This window comes from Nodularia chucula CCY0103 (assembly GCF_963923915.1).
In the GTDB taxonomy this organism is placed as follows: Bacteria; Cyanobacteriota; Cyanobacteriia; order Cyanobacteriales; family Nostocaceae; genus Nodularia; species Nodularia chucula.
In genome coordinates, this window is sequence record NZ_CAWUOL010000005.1 from 47,503 (window position 1) to 72,463 (window position 24,961).

At 40.8% G+C, this 24,961-nt stretch carries 18 protein-coding genes; 6 read left to right on the forward strand and 12 right to left on the reverse strand.

Annotation, left to right across the window (positions count from 1 at the left end; all coding sequences use genetic code 11):
• Positions 1-50 precede the first annotated feature (50 nt).
• The 4 genes from ACM0OP_RS03100 to dndC all read right to left on the reverse strand — a co-directional run bounded on the left by ACM0OP_RS03100 (position 51) and on the right by dndC (position 6,963).
• Positions 51-2,201 carry a sensor histidine kinase gene (locus tag ACM0OP_RS03100; RefSeq protein WP_414526915.1) on the reverse strand — a complete coding sequence of 717 codons (2,151 nt, stop codon included), beginning with the start codon at positions 2,199-2,201 and terminating at the stop codon, positions 51-53.
• A gap of 468 nt (positions 2,202-2,669) precedes the next feature.
• Positions 2,670-4,655: a DNA sulfur modification protein DndD gene (gene dndD / locus ACM0OP_RS03105; RefSeq protein WP_414526916.1), complete on the reverse strand. Its 1,986-nt coding sequence runs from the start codon at positions 4,653-4,655 to the stop codon at positions 2,670-2,672.
• 196 nt (positions 4,656-4,851) lie between these two features.
• Complete coding sequence (gene tnpA / locus ACM0OP_RS03110; protein WP_414526917.1) at positions 4,852-5,283, reverse strand: IS200/IS605 family transposase; 432 nt, start codon at positions 5,281-5,283, stop codon at positions 4,852-4,854.
• Between the two features lie 81 nt (positions 5,284-5,364).
• Positions 5,365-6,963 carry a DNA phosphorothioation system sulfurtransferase DndC gene (gene dndC, locus ACM0OP_RS03115; protein WP_414526918.1) on the reverse strand — a complete coding sequence of 533 codons (1,599 nt, stop codon included), beginning with the start codon at positions 6,961-6,963 and terminating at the stop codon, positions 5,365-5,367.
• Between the two features lie 181 nt (positions 6,964-7,144).
• On the opposite strand from dndC, the gene ACM0OP_RS03120 reads away from it, so the two are divergent.
• Complete coding sequence (locus ACM0OP_RS03120) at positions 7,145-8,743, forward strand: DGQHR domain-containing protein (protein WP_414526919.1); 1,599 nt, start codon at positions 7,145-7,147, stop codon at positions 8,741-8,743.
• 25 nt (positions 8,744-8,768) lie between these two features.
• Here ACM0OP_RS03120 and ACM0OP_RS03125 read toward each other — a convergent pair whose 3' ends face one another.
• Entirely contained in the window at positions 8,769-10,253 is a 1,485-nt protein-coding gene (locus tag ACM0OP_RS03125) for a serine hydrolase (RefSeq protein WP_414526920.1), read from the reverse strand.
• Between the two features lie 204 nt (positions 10,254-10,457).
• Positions 10,458-11,192: an RNA methyltransferase gene (locus ACM0OP_RS03130; RefSeq protein ID WP_414526921.1), complete on the reverse strand. Its 735-nt coding sequence runs from the start codon at positions 11,190-11,192 to the stop codon at positions 10,458-10,460.
• Positions 11,193-11,325: 133 nt separating this feature from the next.
• Here ACM0OP_RS03130 and ACM0OP_RS03135 point away from each other — a divergent pair, with 133 nt between their 5' ends.
• The 4 genes from ACM0OP_RS03135 (at position 11,326) to ACM0OP_RS03150 (ending at position 15,295) form a co-directional block, all read left to right on the forward strand.
• On the forward strand, positions 11,326-11,652 hold the full coding sequence (locus tag ACM0OP_RS03135) for a DUF6464 family protein (RefSeq protein WP_414526923.1): 327 nt from the start codon (positions 11,326-11,328) through the stop codon (positions 11,650-11,652).
• A 238-nt stretch (positions 11,653-11,890) separates the two neighbouring features.
• Entirely contained in the window at positions 11,891-12,784 is an 894-nt protein-coding gene (locus ACM0OP_RS03140) for a PhnD/SsuA/transferrin family substrate-binding protein (protein ID WP_414526924.1), read from the forward strand.
• Positions 12,785-12,796: 12 nt separating this feature from the next.
• Positions 12,797-14,659: a sensor histidine kinase gene (locus tag ACM0OP_RS03145; protein WP_414526925.1), complete on the forward strand. Its 1,863-nt coding sequence runs from the start codon at positions 12,797-12,799 to the stop codon at positions 14,657-14,659.
• A gap of 333 nt (positions 14,660-14,992) precedes the next feature.
• Positions 14,993-15,295: a hypothetical protein gene (locus ACM0OP_RS03150; RefSeq protein WP_414526926.1), complete on the forward strand. Its 303-nt coding sequence runs from the start codon at positions 14,993-14,995 to the stop codon at positions 15,293-15,295.
• A gap of 23 nt (positions 15,296-15,318) precedes the next feature.
• On the opposite strand, the gene ACM0OP_RS03155 is transcribed toward ACM0OP_RS03150, so the two are convergent.
• Positions 15,319-15,981: a class I SAM-dependent methyltransferase gene (locus ACM0OP_RS03155; protein ID WP_414526927.1), complete on the reverse strand. Its 663-nt coding sequence runs from the start codon at positions 15,979-15,981 to the stop codon at positions 15,319-15,321.
• Positions 15,982-16,070: 89 nt separating this feature from the next.
• On the opposite strand from ACM0OP_RS03155, the gene ACM0OP_RS03160 reads away from it, so the two are divergent.
• Positions 16,071-17,141 carry a tetratricopeptide repeat protein gene (locus ACM0OP_RS03160; RefSeq protein WP_414526928.1) on the forward strand — a complete coding sequence of 357 codons (1,071 nt, stop codon included), beginning with the start codon at positions 16,071-16,073 and terminating at the stop codon, positions 17,139-17,141.
• Between the two features lie 235 nt (positions 17,142-17,376).
• On the opposite strand, the gene ACM0OP_RS03165 is transcribed toward ACM0OP_RS03160, so the two are convergent.
• The 5 genes from ACM0OP_RS03165 to sufB all read right to left on the reverse strand — a co-directional run bounded on the left by ACM0OP_RS03165 (position 17,377) and on the right by sufB (position 24,943).
• Entirely contained in the window at positions 17,377-19,650 is a 2,274-nt protein-coding gene (locus tag ACM0OP_RS03165; protein ID WP_414526929.1) for an alkaline phosphatase D family protein, read from the reverse strand.
• 389 nt (positions 19,651-20,039) lie between these two features.
• Complete coding sequence (locus ACM0OP_RS03170) at positions 20,040-21,299, reverse strand: SufS family cysteine desulfurase (protein ID WP_414526930.1); 1,260 nt, start codon at positions 21,297-21,299, stop codon at positions 20,040-20,042.
• Between the two features lie 6 nt (positions 21,300-21,305).
• Positions 21,306-22,661 carry a Fe-S cluster assembly protein SufD gene (gene sufD, locus ACM0OP_RS03175; RefSeq protein WP_414526931.1) on the reverse strand — a complete coding sequence of 452 codons (1,356 nt, stop codon included), beginning with the start codon at positions 22,659-22,661 and terminating at the stop codon, positions 21,306-21,308.
• Positions 22,661-23,443, reverse strand: coding sequence for a Fe-S cluster assembly ATPase SufC (gene sufC, locus ACM0OP_RS03180; protein WP_414526932.1), 783 nt, complete (start codon positions 23,441-23,443; stop codon positions 22,661-22,663). The genes sufD and sufC overlap by 1 nt, the downstream gene beginning before the upstream one ends.
• A 60-nt stretch (positions 23,444-23,503) precedes the next feature.
• Positions 23,504-24,943, reverse strand: coding sequence for a Fe-S cluster assembly protein SufB (gene sufB, locus ACM0OP_RS03185; RefSeq protein ID WP_414526933.1), 1,440 nt, complete (start codon positions 24,941-24,943; stop codon positions 23,504-23,506).
• Between the last annotated feature and the right edge of the window lie 18 nt (positions 24,944-24,961).

The following is a 24,961-nucleotide window of genomic DNA, read 5'->3' on the forward strand; positions in this document are numbered from 1 at the left end:
ATAATTAACAATCTAGAACACTTGATCATATCTAGCTGTAAATGAACTAATTATTTTTTGACTTCGCACTTTAATGAAACACGGCTATCTCGAAAAACGGGAAGCTGAATCTGAAATTCTGTTCCTTTTTCGGGTTCCGATAAAAAGTTAAGTTTACCATGATGTCGTTCTACAATTTGATAGCTAATGGATAGCCCTAATCCTGTTCCCTGACCAACGGGTTTAGTTGTAAAGAATGGGTCGAATAATCGTAGCTTGGTTTCTTCTGCCATTCCTAATCCATTATCTGCAATGTGAATAAAAATCCAACGTTCAGCTATGATTTTAGTGCAAATAGTAATGGTAGGAGTAAAATTATTTGGCTGATGGGCAATAGTCTCTTCTAAGGCATCTATGGCATTGCTCAAGATATTCATAAATACTTGGTTCAGTTGTCCTGGGGAACACTCCACTTGTGGCAAATCACCATATTTTTTCTGAATAACAATACGAGATTGATCAGCATCCCTCTTTAAACGATGCTGCAAAAGTAGTAATGTATTCTCAATTCCTTCGTGAATGTCAACTGGTTTGACTTCGGCTTCATCCAAGCGGGAGAAATTTCGCAAAGAATGCACTAAATCTCGAATCCGTTCGCTGCCAACTCGCATAGAATTGAGCAATCGTGGCAGGTCGTTACGCACAAAGCCGAGTTCAAACTCTTCTATTGCTACCTCAACAGCATCTACTGGTTGGGGATAGCATTGCTGATAAATTTGAACCAGATTCAATAAGCCTTGAACAGATTCCTCTAGATAGTTCAGATTACCATAAATGAAATTGACTGGATTGTTGATTTCGTGAGCAATTCCGGCAACCAGTTGTCCTAAACTGGACATTTTTTCACTGTGAATCAATTGCATTTGGGTTTGCTGCAACTCTTTTAATGCCTGTTGCAATTGCTGAGTTTGGGTTTTGAGTTGTAATTCCGATTGTCGCAATTCTTCCTCTGCCTGTTTGCGTCGGGTAATATCGGTGTGGGAACCTGCCATGCGGTATGGTTGGTTCCAGACATCGCGCAACAATACCCCCCGACAAAACACCCAGAGATAGTTACCGTTACGATGTTGCAGGCGATATTCTAGTTCACAGGTGGAAAGTTGCCCCTCAAAGTATTGTTGGAAGGTTGTCAAAACCCGATCTTGATCATCTGGGTGCAAACGCTGTTTCCATTCTTGAAAGTGATTGGGGAAAGCGGCTTCTGCATACCCCAACATTTCTTTCCAGCGATTTGAGAAGAAGACTTCATTTGTTTCTAGATTCCAGTCCCACAGTCCATCATTTGATCCTTTGACTGCAAGTTGAAAGCTGGAACTAATTTTGCCGAAATCTTTATAAGGATGAACCTGCAAAACCTGAAAGCACTCATGGACTGATTGATAATTGAGGGGAATTGTCCAACCTTCGGATTTTGCGGATTTTGCGGCTGGGTGATCTTTGGGCAATTTCAGTAATGCGATCGCTACTTGTTCTGCTAAATCACTCGGTGCTTTTTGAGTAACTACAAAAGGCCATTCGGGATATAATCGGGTACTTAAAGCAAAGGGAAACTTTTCTCCATACTGGGTCTGCTGATTAATGATTTTGAAGTTTTTCAGGTCAATTTTTCCTTCCAACGCCATCTGTTCTAAAACGTTAGTGGAAATGGTTCCCGCATCTGCCTCACCTCGCTCAATGGCATAGACAACGGCATCATGGCTATTGCTGAAGTGCAGACTTTGGAAGTCTCGGTGAGGATTGATCCCCGCTTCGACAATTTCCCGCCATGCTAATCGCCAACCGCCAAAAGAATTTTCCGCAACTGCCAGAAAGCGTTTACCTCGTAAGTCGGTGAGGTTCTGAATATCTTCAGAATCGGCATTACAGAAAATTACTCCACCAAATAAAGTGTAAGCCTGTCCCAGGCGGAGGTGCTTTAAAGTTGCTAGGCGATTCACTCCATAGAGGGCTTCAAATTCCACATACATCCCCGGACTGGTAATTATGAATTCCACTGCTTCCTGCTCTACTGCTACCCCCATCTGGGTGAAATCGAGGGGAACAATAGCAAATTGATATTCCGGAAGTTCGGCGGTGAGGTAGTCTGCCGTTGTTTGCCAGCTTTGTAACGTATGCTGAATATTTCGATCTGCTAAAACACCAATCTGAATCAGGGGTTTCATAAGAATAGTCGGTATGCGGGAAACGAGCGTGTCTAAAAACTTGACAGGGAAGCGACTCGTTACGTGATTCTTTTAATTTTATACTACTGGCGTGGCAAGCTTAAAATAGTGCATGGAAAAGCAGAAAACATTGATTTATCTCAATTTTCTCAAAAATCTATTGCAACATTTTAGCCTTGCCACGCCACTACTATAAGTTTATCAGAATACCGTATTTTAGCTGAAACCTGCGATTTTTTGTTCGCACAGCAGAGTCATGATCTTGATTAGCTCAGAGGATGTTTGTAAAGTATCGATTATTACTAGCCCTGGCGACTAGAAGTCGCGGCTACACAAACTTGACGCGAAGCGTCTTCCTGTAGGGAAGGCCGCCTGCGCGGGTTAAGAACCTTGATTTTTCATTAACTTGGCCTATGTAGTTTCGCCTAAAACTTTTAAAACATCCTCTCATACCGCCAGACTGACGCATTACCAAAAATATTTATTTTCTATGACTGTGGTTTGGCGGGTGGAGGAGTCGTATTTAAGGAGATATTCACGAGCGATCGCCTGATTATTTCTCAGTGTTTCTACTTCCTGTTTACCGATTTCCGTATCAGTAGACAATAGTATTACTTGATGACTCGCAGATGGAAAATAGCGTTCTACGAGGTTTCCCCGGTGAGATGAGTCTAATCTACCCAGAGGCGTATCTATGGCTACAGGTAAGCGGTGTCCAGATACTCGCGCTAATCCCCAGAGGAAGGCGATCGCTAACAGTTGTTTTTCGCCTGCTGAAAGTCTATGCTTAGGTACTGGTTTACCATTGAAATCATACAGCGAGAGGCTGAAACTATCAGTATGAATGGCCACACGATGCACTAAATCAGATTTATGCAGCAGATAGCGGAAACATTCTGTAACTTCAACTTCTAATTTATTCAGTTTGCGGAGAGTCAGTTTCTCCCGGAAAAGTTTGAGTGTATCTTGAACTTTAGCCGTTGCCGTAATAATATGTTCATTATATTTGCGATCAATATTGGTTTCTGTATATTTTTCTAAAGTTTTTTTAGTAGTCCGAATTTGAGTTTCTAATTCATTTAAATTTTGTTTCGCTATTTCACAAGCTGCTTGCGCTTCTGCAACTTCTTGTTGTGCTGCTTGCAATTCATCTACCAGCCTTTGATAATCCTCTGGAGATGCGGCTGTTTGAATTTGTCTTTCTAGGGTAATAACTTCTTCTTCTTGAGTTTGATGTAGTTCTAGCTGCTTTTGAGTTGCATTTTTTGTATAAGGTAAATAATGATGAATAATATTATCTAAATGATGCAGAGTTTCTGTATCAGATAATAGCCAAACTTCCCCTGCTGTATCTTGCTTGAGGATATTATTTTCTGCGTCGATAAATTCTTGAATTTTTCCAACTTGTTGATCAGCAATGGCTAATTGGTTAATTAATTCAATTAATCGGTGATCTCGTTGTAATAATAAATTATATGCGACCTTGGCTTGTTGAGTCCGAAATTCTTTTTGTCCTTGGATATAAGTTTGATTTAGCAAAGGTGCAACTAAAGCTAAAGGTAAAATGTCCGCAGCTAATCCGCGCATGGCTTGACGGCTATTTTCTGACTCAGCAATTAGTTGAGATTTTTGTTTTTCTAAATAACTGCGATCGCCTGCAATTTTACCACCTTCAGAAATGAAATTATCCACAGCTTCTTGCTGCTTTTTTTCTGCTGTTACTAAATTCTCGCTCAGTTCCTTTAATTGAATTTCAACTTCCTGATATTCCTCTTGCTGTAGCTTGAGTTCCTGTTCAATTTCTTCTAAATCAGCTAAATCTTGAGTATCAGCAATTTCCTTTCTCTTCCGATTGACGATAATTTCTAAATCACCACCTAAACGTTCAGCTAATTCTAAACCTAAAAGTCCGCGAATTGCATCAACTACAATCGATGGAGGTGTTTCTTGTTCGGCGAGTTCCTTAACTTGTTCACCATCAAATAAAAACAAATTAGAAATCCCTAAAGGTAAGAGATTTTCTATATACTCATCCCAAATATTAACTAAAGCCGTATCCAGCCATTCTTGAGCATCTAGAATACCTAATTGGTCTTTACCATCTTTAGGGTTTTTTGTCCAACGCCGGACAACTCTATACTTTACTGGTTGGTCATTTTCAATGTGTTCAAAAACCAATTCAATGCGAGTATCTTCAGTGGGTGAACTGTGACTATTAACGCATTGGTTGAGAAAATCGTTATAACTCAAGTTACCACGGGTAGAACATTGGGCGCGATGACCATATAATGCTAGGCGAATTGCATCCATCAGGGTAGTTTTTCCGCCCCCATTCATTCCACCTAATAGAATAATTGGATAGGAATTTTCTCCATCAATTTTTGGGTCAAGGTTGATTACCTGACGACCACAGTAAGGACCAAAGTTTTGTAATACAAGTTCAAGAAATATCATTTATCTTTGAGTTTTTAAGATACGGGGCGAGACAATACCGGGCGAATGAATATTGCTAACGCAACGCCAAGGGCGAACGCGGCTACACAAGCGAAGTCCACCTCCGTGGACTAATGGAAAAGTGAAGTTTTTAACCCGCGCAGGCGGCCTTCCCTACAGGAAGACGCTTCGCGTCATGTTTGTATAGCCGCGACTTCTAGTCGCCAGGGCTATTTGAAATAGGAGTAAGTTCCCATAAAGGAATGATAGATTTTTCACTATGATGTATGCCTTGGTTTCTAATATAATTAGCTACATTGTCAATAGCATCATGACTAACTGTAAATGCTCCATAACTACCTTGCCATTTAAAAAATTCATCTGGCTTAACTTCATGAGTAATAAAATGAGAAGAACTACCTTTAATTTGTTTAATCACTTCCGATACACTAACAGTTGCTGGAAAACCTGTTAAAAGATGAACATGATCCTCAACACCACCGATGACAATAACCGTGCATTTTAATCGTTTACATTCTCTAACAATTGCTGTATAAACTAATTTTTGAATATCAGGTTTAATTAGCGGTAATCTATCCCATGTTGCCCAAACATAATGTAAATACAATTGCGTAAAATTTGCTCTCATTTCTCCTTAACCCGCGCAGGCGGGTTTCGTTTGTGTAGCCGCGATTTCAATCGCCCGGTATTTGATAATCAAAATTTCTCCTTAACTCTTTTTAAACTTCATACTTCCCCAACTTGGCTGTTCATCGCTTGCGTCGTCGCTTTCATCCACAGCATCGCCCAAAGTCAACTGCTTGACCTTTTTCACATCCCCTTGGTCAACGGCTGTTTTTAAATCGCGTTTCAAATGAGCATTTTTAATCGCTTCCTCTGGAGAATGGGAACTGGTGACAAAACATTTCTCTAAACTGTCATATATTCCCACCCGACGACCTTTTTTCCTGTACTGGCGTTCTGTGTCTAACAGCTTAGACATCAGTTCTAAGTGCATAGCATCATCGCCACAAATTTCTTCTAACACTTCCCACTCATCGCTACCCAGGAGACTATAGCCAGCACCGGGACGAGGATCTTTGAAAACTTCACCAGTCACTTCTTGATAAATCCGGGGTAAACTATCATCAAATTCGTGTCTTTCTTCTAACCAAATCCGGCGAATTTCGCTCATTTCTTCTAGAGTTATGAGAGTAATATCGCGCATATTTTCTGGTGCTTTCAGCCGTAATTCTTTTTCAATTGTCAACAACTTTCTGAGCCAATCTTCACGCGCTTCTTTAATAAAAGGGCCAGGAATCGGCTCAACTGAGACTTCACCATCTAAGTTACGTTCGTACAGTTGGACATCCCCATTTCTCCGCCTAAAATCTCGGCGCTTGCGGTTTTCTTCCACATCCAATTGTTTACGAAAATCTAGTAAAGGTTGCATCCACTCTTTTTCTTCATCATTTTGAATCATCGCAGCGAGGGATTTATCCTCACTAACTAATGTACAAACCCAACAACCAAAACGCGATCCTCCACAACTGGGAGTAGTGGTATCAACTACTAAAGGACATTCATTATCAGCAGACGCACCTCTATAGATGTCGAATAAATCTTTATTGCTGTAATTCCAAGGGTTTTCCCATTGCATTAAATAAATCCAAACCTCATCATTGTCCCAATCTTCAATGGGGCTATAAACCAGAGAGTTGGGTAAATTCATATTAGGACTAAGATGATCCCGTACCCGATGAACTTCCAGTTTTTTCATTCTGTTAGCCCGTTTTGTACTTTCAGCTTTGCGAGTACCTAATACCACAATGGCCTCACCACTGCTGCGGATCACATCACGAATAAAGCGGTTAGAAGGATTAATTTTCAGCCGTTCTGTACACCAGCGAAATTTTCCTTTGGGTGCTGGATACCCTTTTCCAATTAAACCCACCCAAAATGTTTCTTTAGCCTCTGGTTGTAATAGATGCGGTGCAAATGGTAAATTTTGGGCTTTAGCCTCAGATTCCATCTGTTTAAGAGAATTGCGTACCCATGCAGCAACTACAGGATTTTCTACCAGGGTATCAGTAGTGATAACATATATTGTCTTCGTTCTCTGCTCAGGAGGGAGTGCGGCGATCGCATTCCAAACCAGCTGTAAAGTTGCTGTACTGTCCTTACCACCTGAATAACCAATCACCCAAGGGATCTCATCTAAACAATACAATTCTTGAATTTCAGTCGTCAGCGCTTGGATATCATCCACTAAATCTGCTACAGTACGCTGTTGCTGACCTTTTTTTTCTGGTTTTTGTGCTGTAGTCATAATCTCTCTATATTTTTAAATATGGGCGTGACTTTATTTTTACTATCCCAGTGAATAGAATTAGCTGGTATACAGGCAAAATTTACTTAAGTGGGTGCAAAATTTTTAAATAACCTTACTTCTATTACTCAATTTTTAGACAATTACACTATCCTACACCATTTAGTTTTTAAAAATTAATATGAAGAAGAATGTATCCGATCAAACTGCTGACATCGCTCAAGAGTATCTGGAACGAGAAAACAAGGATAAACAGGTACTCGCCTTACTGCTAGAGAAGTTCCTGGGGAAAAAAGACCAGATTCTAGTGCAAAAAACCGAGATGGGGGGTACTGAGGCTTTTGTTGGTTCTGTTACCTTGGAATGGTTTGCTGGTCGTGTTCACTTCGCCTCTGGTTTACCCTTGCTGGAAAAAAAGTACAATCCAGATACTGGTAACATCGAAATTGATGCAGATAGCATTGATGAAATTCAGCAACGTCCCATTGACTGGACACGTCAAGCGCCCCTAGTACAGTATTTAGCAGCGCGGAAAAGTCACAAATTCCCCCCTGTACTGGTAGTAATTAATCAACCCTGGGTAGATAACCCCAAAGCGGCTGAGTGGGATACTCAGGGAATAGCCTTAAAATCTACTACTGATTTCACCCCTTTAGATAAAGATGGTAAAGTTGGTCTGCTGAATATTTCTGAAGATAATGTGACAATTTATGCTTTGGATGGTCAGCACCGACTTATGAGTGTACAAGGGTTGATGGAGTTAATCAAAACTCGTAAATTGCAGCGCTATAAAAAAGATAAAACTGCTGACGATAACTTTATTACCTTAGATGATTTGAGAGATAAGTACCAAGTAGACCTTGATTACTTGCAAACCTTACCCAAAGAAAAAATTGGTATCGAATTTATCTGCGCGGTTGCTGCTGGGGAAACTCGCACCGAAGCCAGACGAAGAGTGAGATCCATCTTTGTTCATGTTAACTTAATGGCTGCACCATTAACTAAAGGTCAGTTAGCACAGCTAAATGAGGATGATGGTTTTTCAATTGTTGCGAGAAAAATTGCAGTTACTCATCCGCTTTTAGCACAACAACAAGACCGCAATCCTCGTGTTAATTGGAATAGTGGGACAGTAGCATCTAATTCTACTGTATTAACCACTCTGCAAGCTCTCCATGATATGTGTGAGCGCTATTTGGGGCAAAAATTCCCTCACTGGAAACCTCTAGAAAAAGGCTTAATTCCCATGCGTCCAGAGGATGAAGAACTTGAACAGGGAATTGAGGAATTTAGCCAGCTATTTGATCATTTAGCCAGTCTTCCCAGTTATAAGCTGCTGGATGAAGAAGACACTCCAGCTTTACGACGCTTTAGTTTTGAAAAAGATGGGGGGGAAGGAAATCTGCTTTTTCGTCCTGTTGCTCAAGTGGCTTTAGCGCAAGCTTTGGGAATTTTGGTTTTTCAAAAAGGTTTTACACTAGTAAATATTTTTAAGAAGTTGCGGAAATTCGACCAGCAAGGCGGTTTGAGTGGTATGGAGTATCCACAGTCTTTATGGTATGGCGTTTTGTATGACCCTAATAAAAAGCGGGTGCAGGTTTCTGGAAGGGAATTAGCAGCCAAGTTACTAATTTATATTTTGGGTGGAGTTCAGGATCAAATGGAACGTGCTGAACTGCGGAAGGCTTTGGCTGATGCGAGAACTACAGAAAATCAAACCATAGGTTTTGATGGTAATTTTGTTCAACCCAAGCAAGTAGGACTTCCACCAATTTTATAATTCACACAGTTTACGATACTGTCGATTATCTTGAAGGAAAATTTTGGGGAGTTGAGAATGGCGGTTGATTACCACTGGGAACTGGATTATTGTTGAGCATATTTGGAGATGTTGGGGGATTCATCACGGGATTGGGTGCAGAATTTTGGCTAAATTGCTGATAAGCTGCCCCAGAAATAGCACTAATCAATTTTTCTGCTTCTGGGTCATTATGGGGACGTTGCACCATAACAGCAGCAATATAACGCTTGCCAGTGGAGGTATCAATTAAACCTGCATCAGCTAACATTGTACCTATATCACCTGTTTTGTGGTGTATTCTTGCACCTGTGCCTAAACCGGAGGGTAGAAGATGATTTCGCTCTGTGCGGCGCATAATATCCAGAATCAAATCACGCGATCGCATACTCACCAAATTACCTTGATTCACCATAGCGATCAAACTTCCTAATTCTCTGGGACTAGTAGTATTAGTTCCCGTTAAATCTGGTAGAGGATTGCGAATAGCGGTAACTGATAATCCCCAACTTTGAAACCTTTGATTCAGCGTCTCCTGACCGCCCAATTTGGCAATCAGCATATTAGTAGCTGTATTATCGCTGATGGTACTCATTAAAGTGGCAATTTCTAGGGCGGTATACTTGGTTCCCACTGTTTGGTATTGCAGATTTCCCGAACCACCAGCCACCATATCTTTTTCCATTGTCAGCATTTCATCCAAGCGGATTTTACCAGCATCCACATCTTGGAAAAAAGCAATCAGAATTGGTATTTTAATCGTACTAGCCGCAGAGAAAGTGCCAGAACCATTGATATCCACATAGCCACCATTTTCTAAATCAACCAAGAATACCCCAGGTGTGAGATTGGAATTGGTCGCGGCCAAATTTTGAATGGCACTTTTTAAAGGGGTAATTTCTTGAGATAAATATAAACCAGTAGCATTGCTAGGGGATAATTGTGGCGGATTTTGTCCCAAATTATGCGCCGCAGAATTACTGGGCATACGAGTTGCCGGGTCTAAAACTGATAATATTGTACCCATGATCGCACCAATGCCGACACCCACAATTAACAAGCGCACAGCATATAACATCGTTCTGGCCATAGGCTTTAAACGTGTTTTGCGTGATACTCGTCTCCCCGTTTTCCGCACTGTCTTTAATGTCACAGTTTGGGGATGAGTTTGAGGTGTGATCATCTGCATAGCGGAAATGGGTTTTACGGCTGCTGGCATTACTAGCCGTGATTTTGGCCTGCGTAGTCCATTGGGATGTGTGGGAGGGATATTATGCTGATTTAGCCGCGTTAAAGCTACTTCTGGTTTGGTAGAACGCTGCTGCTGTAGTGGTAATTTGACTTTTTTCTTGCCCACTTTTTGGACTTTACGCTGACGGGGGCGGTGGTTTGTGGGTTGTCCCCGCGAGACGTTTCTTCGTTTGTCACTTGATTCTGACACTGTTACTCCTTGTAACCCACTCGCTTGTTTTCCAGCAGATTCCTGAACCAAAATTTACTCTTGAAGTAGCTAGAGGCGGTAATTACCTTGACTAGCTAGTAGCCTTTTTCTGTTTAGTTTAAGCTATCTTAACTATTTTCGGGGTGAATTATTCTGTATATTTATAGCAGGTATACCTGGGGACTGGGGACTGGGGACTGGGGATTAGGGTAAAAGCCTTTCGGTGTCTAACTTTGCAATCTATATAGCAGTGTGTCAAGAGTTTTCATGATTAGATTGGTTTTTAACTGCCCATTCTATTTGTCGTAAAATCCCCCGTAGCATAGCTACTTCTTGAGTTTGCAGGTGGGCGCGATTATACAATTGACGGAATTTGGCCATGCGAGTGGTGGCTGTATGGGGATACAAATAACCAATATCTAGCAGTAAAGATTCTAATTGCTGATAGTAGGTTTCCACAATATCCAAGGAGGCGAGATCATGTGTTGTTGGCGGTGTGGGTGGTGCTGAATATTGGGCGAGTTCATAGCAGCAAATACCTACGGCTGAGGCTAAATTGAGAGATGGATAATTGTCACTGCTGGGGATGCGAATAAATCGCTGGGCGTAATTTAATTCTTGATTACTTAAGCCTCGGTCTTCTCTCCCAAAAATCAGGGCTGCTGGGGAGTCTGGTAACTCTAGTAACCACGGTAAGGCTGTGCGAGGATTTTCTAAAGGTGTATCCCAATCACGGACACGGGCTGTAGTGGCGATCGCCCTCACACATCCCTGCAATGCTTCTGGTAATGTTGTCACTACTACCGCAGATTCTAAAATATCCTGGGCATGAACCCCCATTTTCATCGCTGCTTCCTCTAGTGGGTCGCATTGGGGATTCACTAATACTAAATTATCTAAACCAAAATTTTTCATAACTCTGGCGATTGACCCGACATTCAGGGGTCCTGCTGGTTCCACCAACACAATTTTGATCCCAGCCAATCCCATTTCTTACCTCCCGCGATCGCTTCCGCTAATTTGTGCATTTTACCTAACAGTGGCCGCTTCAGGGGAATGAGAATTAGGAAATAGGTGTAACATCAGGAAAGAATAGTTACAGCATTACAGAGGTCAACATCACGTGTTGAAGACACTTTTAGTGATCCTTTTAGTGATCATTGTGGGTTTGTTACCTTCTTTATTTTCCCTCTGGGTGATTCGCAAAAGCCGTTGGCGCACACACCTTCGCATCAGACAAGCCTCTAGAAATTTTTCCCCCAGACCAATGAGAGAAATTAGTAGACCAACTGAGGGCGATCGCTATTATTTAGAAGGTGTCGGTTATCTCATTGGCGATATCAGCTGTAAATTTAATGCCCGTTCTGGCTATATGCGCTGTGCTGTCAACCCCAGTGGTCCCTGTGGCGATTGTCATCACTATCAACCCACAGAATTATCTGAAGCATAAAACAACAATATTCAAAAAGTCTTAGTATTTAGAAAACCATTTTTACCATTATTACTTAATAACCTTTTCTTAACCTTTGTACTTATTAAAATCATAATTTTAGCTAAGTATTATTAATCATTGCAATGATGTTTTAAGTAATTCTACAGTAGAATTAAGTTCGGAAAAATATTATAATACCATTAACTGTTTTTCATAATTTTTCGGAAAATTATTAAAATAACTAATCTTAATATTTATGAAAAGGCGTAAATTGCTGAGTAATTTTCTCCTGTTCATTGGCGGTTTTATAACAGGATGTAACTCGCTTAACAATACTTCCAATGAATTAAGAAAATACACTTCTAAAAGCCTCAAACTTGCAGTAGCAGATGCTCTTGGTCTAGAAGCTTTAGAAGCGGGTTATGGTGATTTTCGCACTGCTTTAGCAGAAGTATTAGGCATACCAATTGAATTTTTTCCCGGAGAAAATCGCACAGATGCTGCCGCCGCATTAAGATATGGTCAGGTAGATATCATACTAGCGGGACCATCAGAATATGTGGTATTACATTCTCGTGCTAAAGCTATTCCGCTCATTGCTATCGAACGCCATGACTACTATCCCACAATTGTCGTCCGTAGTAACAGCAACATTAAAACACTAGATCAACTTAAAGGTAAAACAATAGCTATGCTGAGAGTTGGTTCAACTTCCGGACATTTAGCTCCCATAAAAATGCTGATAGATGCTGGATTAGATCCTAACAGTGATGTCAAAATTGTCATGTTAGGTAATGCAGGGATAGAATCCTTGAAAAAGGGTGAAGTAGATGCTTGGACAGTTGCATCAGATAGATACCAAACAATATTAGATAATTACAGTTTCTCCGAGAGCGATTTTTCCATACTGGCCAAGGGAAACTTGCTTCCTAGTGATTTATTTGTCATTAATAATCAGTGGCCAGATAGGATGATAAGAACTGTGCGATCGCTGATGCTAGAACATCAAGATCAACTTATTCAAAGTCTCATAGCTTCCACCGCTAATCAACCATATCAAGGCTCAAAATTTATAGCAGCTAATGATGCTGATTACAATATAATTCGTGAAGTATATCAGGAAATAGGTCAAGGAAGCTTCCTAGAATAAACTTAAATATAAATGATTACAAAACAGAAAAAGCGACTTCAAGAAAAAGTTACTTGGCTAAACAATTTAAGTAATCGCTGGACTATTGCGAAAAAAATTAGTTATGGTTATGCCGTAACTATTGGAATTTCTTTTATTGGGACAATTACTGGTTTACTAATCTCATACAACAACGAAGTAAATGCCTATAGACAATTAAATTTATCTCATGCGCAGCAAGACCTGTTAAAAAATTTAGAAAACTCAGTATCTATAATCAGGTTACATCCACAACGTTTAGTCAGTGTTTTAAATAACTCAATTTGGTTTGAATTTGAAAAAAACTTATTTAAAAATCAAGTAGTGACCGTAAATCGAGAATTAGATAACGCTGAATTATTTATTAAAGAAAACCACGATGAATTAGACATCGACCAACAAAAATTTTATCAACTTTTAAAAAATTATCGCCTCACAACTAAACTATACAATCAAACAGTATCAGCCTTTTGGAAACAAGTTGAAACAGACAACCTTTTTGAAGAAAAAAATAACTCCAATCAAACAGATTTAATAAATTTAATTCAGCAAATAGAGCAATTTAATATTAATATCCAATTTGACAAACTTTCTGATGAGTTAGTCCAAATTATAAGTAATGCTGATATTCAAGAAGAAAAAGCACATCATCGCTTTCAAGAAGCTCAAACATTACGACTTCAAGTTATATTTACTAGTATGGCCTTCTCAGTGGCGATCGCCGCCGCACTGGCCATATATACAAGTCGGTTAATTGCTCATCCCTTAGAAATTGTTACTAAAGTTGCGATCAGAATTACCCAAGAATCAAATTTTCAACTCAGAGCTAATATTAATAGTAATGATGAAGTAGGGACTTTAGCCACCTCACTGAATCAATTAGTGGAGTGGGTCGGAGATTATACACAAGAATTAGAAATAGCACGTCAAACTTTAGAGCAACGGGTAGAAGAACGCACCCAGGAATTAGAAATAGCACGTCAAACTTTAGAGCAACGGGTAGAAGAACGCACCCAGGAATTGGAAAAAATATTACAAGATTTGAAAGAAACCCAAGGACAATTAATCCAAACAGAAAAAATGTCTTCTCTGGGAGAGATGGTAGCAGGTATAGCTCATGAAGTAAATAATCCAGTTAATTTTATTCATGGTAATATTCAATGTGCCAATGATTATATTGAAGAGTTACTCAATTTAATAAACTTATATCAGCAAGAGTACCCGGAACCAACGGATATAATTGCTGAAACCATTGAAGAAATAGATTTAAACTTTGTTAGCCAAGATTTATGCAAGCTGTTGACTTCTATGAAAATTGGCGCTCAACGTATTCGAGGAATTGTCCTATCTTTGCGTAATTTTTCTCGCCTAGATGAAGCAACTATCAAAGATGTGAATATTCACGAAGGGATTGAAAATACACTCTTAATTCTCAATCATAGAATTAAACAAGAAATAACATTAGTGAAAAATTATGGAGATTTACCTTTAATTGAATGTTATCCCGCTCAACTAAATCAAGTATTTATGAATATTTTAAGTAATGCTATAGATGCGCTCCAAGAACAAAATAATAGCCGTGATAAACAAATTATTATAGATACAGAGACATTAGATGAATCTTTCATCAAAGTAGGGATTAAAGATAACGGTTCGGGAATCCCTCCAGAAATCATGAATAAGTTATTTAATCCTTTTTTTACTACTAAACCAATAGGTAAAGGAACTGGCTTAGGTTTAAGTATCTGTTACCAGATTATTAAACAACACGAAGGTAAAATAAACGTTACTTCAGAATTAGGAAAAGGTACAGAGTTTATGATTATTTTGCCAGTTAAAACCAAACCTAACTTTTAATATATGATATAGCGTTTCTCTCTTTAGTTAGATACGATAAGCCAACCCCCGCAAGTGATCAGGAGGCCATAATATACATTGTATGATTAGTAAACGCTATATGTGAGAATAGTAGGGTAGAATAAAACTATACCGATTCATGCTGGCTTTGGCAGATTTGTGAAAAATTTATTTAGAGCCAAGCATATTTAAGGAGTGAAGTTAATCTTGATAGCCATTGAGTTCTGGTAGTGCGTTACCTTAAGTTTTCCAGGTACGCCATCTAGATGGATACAACATACATTTTCATATAATAGCTGGAAGGCAACAATCCCTCATAGGAGTGAATAAATTATGTCATTATCAACCAAGTTCAGGAAATATTGTAAATGGTTTTGGGATGAATCCCTTGGCGGCGATTATGATACGTGGGGTACAAGCACTTATTTTATGGAAGTCGGACGTGATTTGTGTGCTGTCAGACAAATAGAAGTTTATGAAAATGGTAACGTATTGTTTTACGATGGCAACCATTTTGCAGACAATCATGGAATGTTATGTGATAAACCTTTAGGCGAAAAGGATATTCAAGAGTTTGGCATTACCAAAGCTGAATTTGAACAAGTGTGGAATACAAGAATACCAATGAATAGATGAATTTTGGTAATTATTTCGTTGTTCTAAAACGTTCCAGCTCGTTCAATTGTCCAATGTAGCTCACTTGATTGATAAATTTTGACTCCAGCTAAATCTACAGATGAAACTAGTTGTTTCACTTCATCTATTGTGAGCGCAGCTTGTAGAGAATCACGAAATAATTTTTTCTGGTGGGAGTTATATTCAGTGGCGATCCTTTCCACTAAAATATCCATTTGCACTTGATTAAATGGTCGGACTAAATCACGAATTAAAATACTGCTATTGGGTTTGGTAACGCGCTTGAGTTCTTGAAAGAAGGGTAGTGGTTCGGGTAAATGATGTACAAGACTATTAGAGATTACCATATCAAATACTGTATTTGCATAGGGTAATTTTTTGGCATCAACTAACTCACAGCTAATTTGTTGTTCTAAGTTAGCTGCTTGTATATTTTTTGCGGCAATTTGCAGCATATTTTCAGCTAAATCAATAGCTATAATTTGCCATTCAGGATTTATTTGGGAGATTAACACCGGAATGCGACCAGTTCCAGTTCCTGCATCCAATACTAAAGCCTGTTTTTTTGGCGTTAATGCGATCGCCTCTGAAGCAAAAGCCCTATTAACTTCAGCAAAGTTCATTGTATCATAGTCAATAGCTTCTTCCCAGGTATCCATCACTTCTGTTTCCAAAATTCTTTGCATAATGCATCTCCCTGTTTTTTAACTTATGAAACTAAGACGGTGGTTTGGGGAATAATAAATTGATTACAAAAATTAACAGGAATGGGTCGATGTCATACAACCACATTATAAATAGTATAAACAATAACTTATATTCCGGTAAATACAATAACAATACAGATGAATTGGAAGAAAATTCTTTGGGAGAAATTGTACTTCCACTGGAAACAGATGAGGATTTGTCGGAAGCATCTCAGTTACTCCATCAAGGTATTAAACAACAAAAAGCTGGTGAATTAAAAGCGGCTTTAAAATCACTACGACAAGCCCTAGAGTTATTTCAGGGTGTCAGGGATGCACAAAAACAGGAGGAAACACTGGCTGTTTTAGCACTTGTCGCCTATATGTCAGGTAATTACACAGCTACGATTTCCTATTCTCACCAGTGTTTGGCGTTATCACAGCCTACTACAGATTTAACGATCCAAATGCAAGTATTATCTTTGTTGGGTAATGCTTACCGTCACTTGAAAAACTATAAACCAGCAATCAAGTATCTGCAACAGTGTTTAAAAGTCACCCATGAACTGTCAAATAAGCGCAGTGAAGTTGCAGCTCTAAATAATTTGGGATTGGTATATAAAGCCGTGGGTAAATTTAAGCAAGCTATTATCTATCAAAAGCAAAGTTTAAAAATTGTTGAAGAAATTGAAGACAATTGGGGAATGGAAAAGGTACTCAAGAATATTGGTAATACCTATTATGCTGTAGATCATTATGCAGAGGCGATCGCTTATTATGAAAGATGTGTCAGAACAGCACGTTTACTTAAACATCTTCGTCTTGCTTCTCAGGTGCTAAAGAATCTTGGTAATGCTTGTTGTGCTACAGGTAACTATGGTAAAGCAATTTTGTATTATGAAGAGCGGTTACAATTAGCAAAAGAATTGAAAGACCATCATATTGAAGAACAATCTCTTGCTAGTTTAGGGGTGGCTTGTGAAGCCTTGGGTGATTATAAAAAAGCTACTAAATATTATGAAGAACGTTTGCTATTAGCTAGAGAATTAAAAGATCAGTCTATTGAAAAACAAGCTTTTACTAGTTTAAAGTTTACCTGCGAAGCCTTGGGTGATTATGCCAAAGTTATGCAATATGAGGATAGCTCTACTAATTCATAATCAAGCCTCCGATACGCTACACGAACGTAAGTGATGCAGGACAAATTGCTGCTATTGAGGGGGTGACAAGCATGGTCAAAACAAGATATAGCAGTTCCCATGCTCGTGAGGTACAAAGTTTTTCAGTTTTAGGGAACAGGGAAAAGGGAACAAATTGGTGTGTATTTCATTAGACTGGGAAAGGCTATAGGCAAAGAATTTTAAGCCATACTGTATTGCACTCAAGCGGGAACCGCTATACTTGGCTCTCGAAGCGGCTATAAACAATTCGGGTAGGATACCAGGAAGAAAACCAGTATGAATCTTGCATAACTTTGTAAGAATTACTGGTCTCTGTCAATTCAAACTGAACTAAGGCCAAATTATTGACTCCCACCACTTCTCCTCCATCTTGAAACCACGGAGATTTCCAGAACATTAGCTGCTGTAACCATAGCCATTTATCTTTTTTGGCTGTTTGTCGAGGAGTCCTGAGCCATGACACATTAGTGCCAAAGTTAGGAGTCTGAAAGTTTTGTCGAGGAATCCATTCCAGGTGACAATTCCAATCTGGTTTCATTTGCGGATTGTGGGATTGTCTAGCTCTTTGTTCTACCATATCCGGTGGATTGAGCCATCCTATCCAATGTCGTACCTTTTCGGGTAAGAGCCAGTGTTTCAGTTGTGTATGTAGTATACGAGTAATAGGCTCTTCGTTCTTGATTGCACTAGAAGTTAACTGCACTAAAACTGATGGGTTGGCAAAATCTGGAGAAGTACTTACAAAAGATAAACGAATAACTGAACTGTAGTGAATATCTCCAGATAAGATCACGAATTTTTGGCGTTGTGCAAATAAAGTTGTGAGCAATTTCGCCAATGCTTGGGAGTTAACATTCCAGGAATCTCCTACATCTGCTGCAAACACTTTGTCACGTTGCAATTGCCAATGGTGAATCCTATCAATTACTTTCAAACTAAACACATTTGTCGGTGCAATCACCATTGTGGCTTGAATCCCAGAAGCTTGTTGTAGAGGTAGGGAGAGTTGGCGCTCAAAGGTTTGTGGACATAACAGCATTGGTGGTGCTGTCGGTTTTTGTTCAGCAGGGTAGCCCCGCCATGTACGTGTATCTAAAACTATTACTTCATGGCAATTGCTACGTACTGTATAGTGCCAAGTAAGTGCCTCTGGATGTCGATCTAGCACTAATACAGAACCGTCCGAAGCAAACTCAGGTAAGCCAGTGTGGGGGTTATTGGCTGGCATTCCCACATAACGAGCGATCGCCTCATAGGCCGCAGTATCTGTTCCTTGGGAAGCAGACCAGTCATGGGCCGCCATTAAGAGTTTTTCACCAGATTGATTGGCTTCAAATTGCCAGGGTGTATTGCCCCATGCTTGAAAAACTGTATAGGCTAACAGTGCGTTTTGTACAGCTCGTTGCCCCAAGGGTTGTCCCAGTACCCGCAAACACCAAGCTTGGTTGAGGTTCCAGTCATCACTGACATCATGGTCATCAAAGATACTGTACATGGGAATATTGGCCAGGGCGCGGCGGACTTTCCAAAGAGTGTGGATAAATTGCCGCAGATTTTCAACTTGCTGATCCCACTGGCGAGTGGCTTTGCGAGTTTTCATCATTTTTCGTCCCTGAGAAAAAGTATCTGGCCAGCACACTGGAGACCAAATCAATAAATAAGATGCATAATATTCACCCAAGCTCAGAAGATGATTAACGACCTTAGCGCGTTTATTGTCTAATCCTGCGGTGAAGCCAGCTTGGTGAGTTACCACATCAGCCCGATGTCCAGGAGGTAGTTGCTTTGGTGTGTAATAAGCAGCATCCCCAGGCTTTTTTTGAGTGGCTGGTAGCCGTTCTTCCCAACCCAATAACGCGTCACCAAGCATACTGGAAACCCACAATAGTGGCTCAGATACATCATCTCCATAAATTTGGTCGCCAGTCAAAAACAGTTGATGGGGGCGTTGTCGAGGCTGGTTAGCAGTTTCTTCAATTAGGCAATCTAGAATGGGTAATGTATCAAACCCATGCCCGTGGGGTTTGCGACAGGAACCATGCACAATTCGCAAATCTTGCAGATTACTGGGTGGTAGGACAAAGGTTGGTTTTTGGTGGGCAAAATAGCTGATGTTAATGTGAGGAAAGCGGTTGGAACATAAGACTTGCTGCAAAGTTTGCTGAGTTTGGTCAGTTTGGTCAATGAATTGAAGATCGTAAGCGTAGATGCGATCGCTTCTGAGGCGGTACATACTTAAAGAACGAGCTGTTACGGCCACAATATGCAGCGATTTACCAAGGGCAATGGTAGAACGTCTTCCCTGGAATAGAGCATTTCCTAACACTGTACCGTTATTTGTGGTGTCGTAAACCTTGAGTTCTACCTGATAAGCCTGTTTGAGCGCAATCCAGACCGTAACTGATTCAGGTTCTGTATGTTGTAACATTGGCCCTGCTAGAATTACGGGCATCTCGTGTAAATACTCGTCCTCAGATTGATAGTTCATTCCCAACTGTACAAACTGTTAAATAAATAAAAGTATACTTTTAAGAAATACATTCGGTGGGGTGAGAAATAGGGATGAGTTCTAAACCAAAAGTCTAGCCATTTTTATTCCTTTCAATCAAAATAAACCGAGGTCGAAGTTTCCTAATTAACCGACACAACACGCGATTGCATATGGCGGGTTCTATAAAGATGCATAAAAAGAATCCCTACCCTCCCCCTTCGGGTGATGCCTCCGGCACGCTACGCGGTAAGCGCAGCCATACCCGCAAGGCTTTACACCAGTCGCCTACAGCGCCGGTTCACCGCAAGCGAGGAGGGAACCTGATTTTACGGGTTAGGGGTAAGGAGTGGGGTAAAAATAATATGCAGATTCACAAATAATTGGTATTAGGAGAAACCAGCAAAAAAGTCCAAGGTTTCCTTCAGCGCTTTGATAAAAATATCAATTTCTGCGCGGGTGTTATAGAAAGATAAACTTACCCGTGCGGTTCCCGGTAAACCTAAGTAACGGTGTAATGGTTGAGTGCAGTGATGTCCTGAACGAATGGCTACCCCTTCTTGGTCTAATAATGTGGATAAGTCGTTGGGGTGGACATCTGCGGCTGTAAATGCAGCTAATGCGGCTCTTCCTTCCCCTTTGGCGTTGGGTTTGGGGCCGTAAATTGTGATTTGGGGTATTTGCGTTAATTGGTGGAATAAATAAGCCGTGAGTTCGGCTTCGTAGGCGTGGATTCTTTCCATGCCAATATTACTAAGATAATCTACTGCCGCCCCTAGTGCGATCGCCTCGGCAATTGCAGGTGTCCCGGCTTCAAATTTATGGGGTAATTCTGCATAGGTAGAATGGTCTAAATAGACATCGGCAATCATTTCACCACCACCCAAAAATGGCGGCATAGATTCCAATAGTTCTAATTTACCATACAAAAATCCGATGCCAGTGGGGGCGCACATTTTATGACCGGAAGCAACTAACCAATCACAGTCGATTTGTTGCACATCTACTGGGGTATGAGGTACACTTTGACAAGCATCAACTAAGAATTTCGCAGCGTATCTGTGAGTTATTTCCGCAATTTCTGCTACTGGATTAATACAACCCAAAGTATTAGAAATATGACTGACTGCAACCAATTTTGTTTTGTCAGAAATCAGGTTTTTAAACTGTTCTAAATCAAAACTACCTTCTGGTGTCAATTGCACAAACTTTAACACCGCCCCGGTTTTTTGTGAGACAAATTGCCAAGGAACAATATTACTGTGATGTTCCATTACCGAGAGAATAATTTCATCTCCTGGTTGCAAATTGTTCATTCCCCAGCTGTAAGCTACCAAATTAATGGCTTCACTGGCGTTGCGGGTGTAGATAATTTCCTGACGTGACGCAGCATTAATGAATTTAGCTACTTTATCTCGCGCACCTTCATAAGCATCAGTGGCTTTAGCACTCAGGGTATGAGCGCCGCGATGCACATTAGCATTATATTGTTCGTAATAATCCCGCAAAGCATTTAACACGAACAGAGGTTTTTGGGAAGTAGCTGCATTATCCAGATAAACCAAAGGTTTCCCGTTAACTTCCTGATGCAATATGGGGAAGTCAGCGCGAACTTGATCAGCTAGGGTTTTGGTAGGGGTGAAAGTCATGGGTAATTAGTTATTAGTCACAGATTTGAGACTATTGACTGTGTTTAATAAGATTTCTTGGAGAGATTTGACGGGAATTTGGTTGATAATTTCGGCAGCAAAAGCATTAATTAACAACTTACGGGCATCATTTTCATTAATTCCCCGACTTTGGAGATAAAAAATTTCATCATCTTCCAGCTGACTAACGGTAGCACCATGAGCGCATTTCACATTGTCGGCGGTAATTTCCAACTGGGGCTTAGTATCAACTCGCGCCTTTGATGATAGTAGCAAATTGCGATTTAACTGACCGGCATTGGTTAACTGCGAGGCTTTCGGCACAAATACCTTGCCATTGAATACTGCATGAGCGCGATCGCCTACAATACACTTATGTAATTGTCTACTGGTACTATGGGGATGATTAAGTGCGATCGCACTATGAGTATCAGCCACTTGTTTGCCAGAAATCATCGTCAAACCATTGAGAGTCGTTTCGGTTTGTTCACCAGTTTGAAAAATCTCCAAATTGTGGCGAGATAACTTCCCGCCAAAAGTCACAGCATGACAAGTATATCGACTATCACGAGCTTGAGTCACAGCAGTTTTTCCCACATGAAAAGCCTCTGTACCTTCCCTGTCTACCCGCGTATGACTCACCTGAGCATTTTCATCCAGCCAAACTTCCGTCACCGCATTAGTGAAATAAACCCCCTCTGCGTTCTCTGCGCCTCTGCGGTTAATAAACTCTTCCACCACAGTCACACTAGCACCAGACTGAGCCACCACCAAACACCGGGGCTGAGAAATCGTCGCCTTCTCCCCAGCAGTATTCACAAACAACAGATGAATAGGCGTTTCCACAATCACATTCTTAGCCACCCAAACCACCGCCGCATCAGAGATACCCGCAGTATTGAGAGCAGTAAAAACCTCCTGTGAACCCTCAGCTTGAGCCAAATACTGTTTAACACTCTCCTGCTGAGACTGGGAAAAACCCGCCAAATTACCTACCACCAAACCAGAAGGTAAATCTGCAACGGCGGATAAATCCGGCGCATAGATTCCATTGACAAATACCAAACGACTGTTAACAGCCTCCGGTAAAATCAAAGGCGAGATATCAACTGATTGTAACTCTCTGTCCAGATGAAACTGCACCTGACGCAGCGCCGACAAATCAGTAAAACGCCATTCCTCATTACGAGTCGTGGGGAAAGTAGAATAACGTACCCAATTAGCAGCATCTTGGCGTAATTCCAGCAAGCAACTTTCAGTTTTCGAGAGAATTACTTCACTTAATAACCCAATTAAATAATCATCATTATTCAACAGAGTAGTAGATTCAGTCACCGGAATAGGAGAAACTTGCATAGTCATTACACACCCACCTCAGCAGCTTCCAACACCCAGTCATAACCGCGCTCTTCCAATTCCAGCGCCAAATCCTTACCACCACACATGAGAATGCGACCATGAGCCATGACATGAACATAGTCAGGCACAATATAATCAAGTAACCGTTGATAGTGAGTAATCATAATCGTGGCATTTTCTGCATTAGCCAATTGATTCACACCATCAGCCACAATTCTCAGAGCATCAATATCCAAACCGGAATCAGTCTCATCCAGAATACCTAACTTTGGTTCCAGCAGAGCCATTTGCAGAATTTCATTCCGCTTCTTCTCACCACCAGAAAAACCTTCATTCAGACTGCGGTTGAGAAAAGAAGGATTCATTTTGACAACTTCCAACTTTTCCTCAATCAAATCATCAAAATCAAAAGCGTCCAACTCCTCCAAACCCTGAGCCTTGCGGCGAGAATTGTAAGCTACCCGTAAAAAATCCAAATTACTCACACCCGGAATTTCCAAAGGATATTGAAAAGCCAAAAACACACCGCTTCTAGCCCGTTCCTCCGGTTCCATTTCCAGTAAATTCTGACCTTGAAAAATCACCTCACCACCAGTCACCTCATAAGCCGGGTGTCCAGCCAAAACCTTAGAAAAGGTACTCTTCCCCGAACCATTCGGCCCCATAATTGCATGAATCTCCCCAGAGCGAACCTCAAGATTCAAACCCTTCAAAATCGGAGTCCCATCAACACTAGCCGTCAAATCCCGAACCGACAGCACAACATCACTATTTTCAATAATCATCTTCTCTCTTCTCTTACTTCGCGCACTTCGCGCCTTCGTGGTTCGTTAATCTAAATCCAACTACCCAACACTACCTTCCAACTTCATACTCAAAAGCTTATCTGCTTCCACAGCAAACTCCATAGGTAGCTGATTAAAAACATCCTTACAGAAACCGCTAATCATCATCGAAATAGCGTCCTCCTGAGAAATACCCCGTTGAGCGAAGTAAAACAATTGATCTTCCCCAATCTTAGAAGTAGAAGCCTCATGCTCCACCTTACTAGTGTTATTCTGCACCTGAATATAAGGAAAAGTATTAGCATGGGCATTATCGCCAATCAGCATCGAGTCGCACTGAGAATAATTTCTCGCACCCTTGGCCGTGGGATTCACCTTCACCAAACCGCGATAACTATTGCTAGAGTTCCCCGCAGATATCCCCTTAGAAATAATCGTGCTGCGAGTATTTTTACCCACGTGAATCATTTTTGTCCCCGTGTCAGCTTGCTGCATATTATTTGTCAGCGCCACCGAGTAAAATTCACCTACGGAATTATCACCCACCAACACACAGCTAGGATACTTCCAAGTAATCGCTGAACCTGTTTCTACTTGTGTCCAGGAAATTTTAGAATTGACACCTTGACACAAACCGCGCTTGGTAACGAAATTATAAATTCCACCTTTACCCTTTTCGTCCCCAGCGTACCAGTTTTGGACTGTGGAGTATTTGATTTCCGCGTTATCCAGGGCGACAAGTTCCACCACAGCAGCGTGTAATTGGTTGGTATCATACATCGGCGCAGTGCAACCTTCTAGGTAGGAAACATAGCTACCTTCTTCAGCCACAATCAAAGTCCGTTCAAACTGTCCTGTATCACCGGAGTTAATACGGAAATATGTAGACAATTCCATTGGGCATTTTACGCCTTTAGGAATATAGACAAAAGAGCCATCACTAAATACAGCCCCGTTGAGGGCTGCAAAATAATTGTCTGCTGCGGGGACGACGCTACCCAGGTACTTGCGGACAAGTTCGGGATGTTCTTGTAAGGCTTCCGAAATTGAGCAAAAGATAACTCCATCTTCGGCGAGTTTGTCTTTAAAAGTGGTAGCAACAGAAACGCTATCGAAAATCGCATCTACGGCGACATTGGCGAGGCGCTTCTGTTCATTGAGGGAAATACCTAATTTTTCAAAGGTTTCCAGCAGGGTAGGATCTACTTCATCTAAGCTGTTGAGCTTGGCTTTCTTTTGTTTGGGCGCAGAATAGTAGATAATATTTTGATAGTCGATTGGGGGATACTTGACACTTGGCCAAGTGGGTTCTGTCATTTTTTGCCACTGGCGATAGCATCTGAGGCGAAAATCTAACATGAACTGTGGCTCGTTCTTTTTGGCGGAGATCAAGCGAACAACGTCCTCATTTAGTCCACGCGGAATAGTGTCGGCTTCGATATCGGTGATAAAGCCGTACTTGTAGGGTTGGTTGACTAAGGTTTTGACAGTGGCACTCATCGGTATTAATCTCTTGTG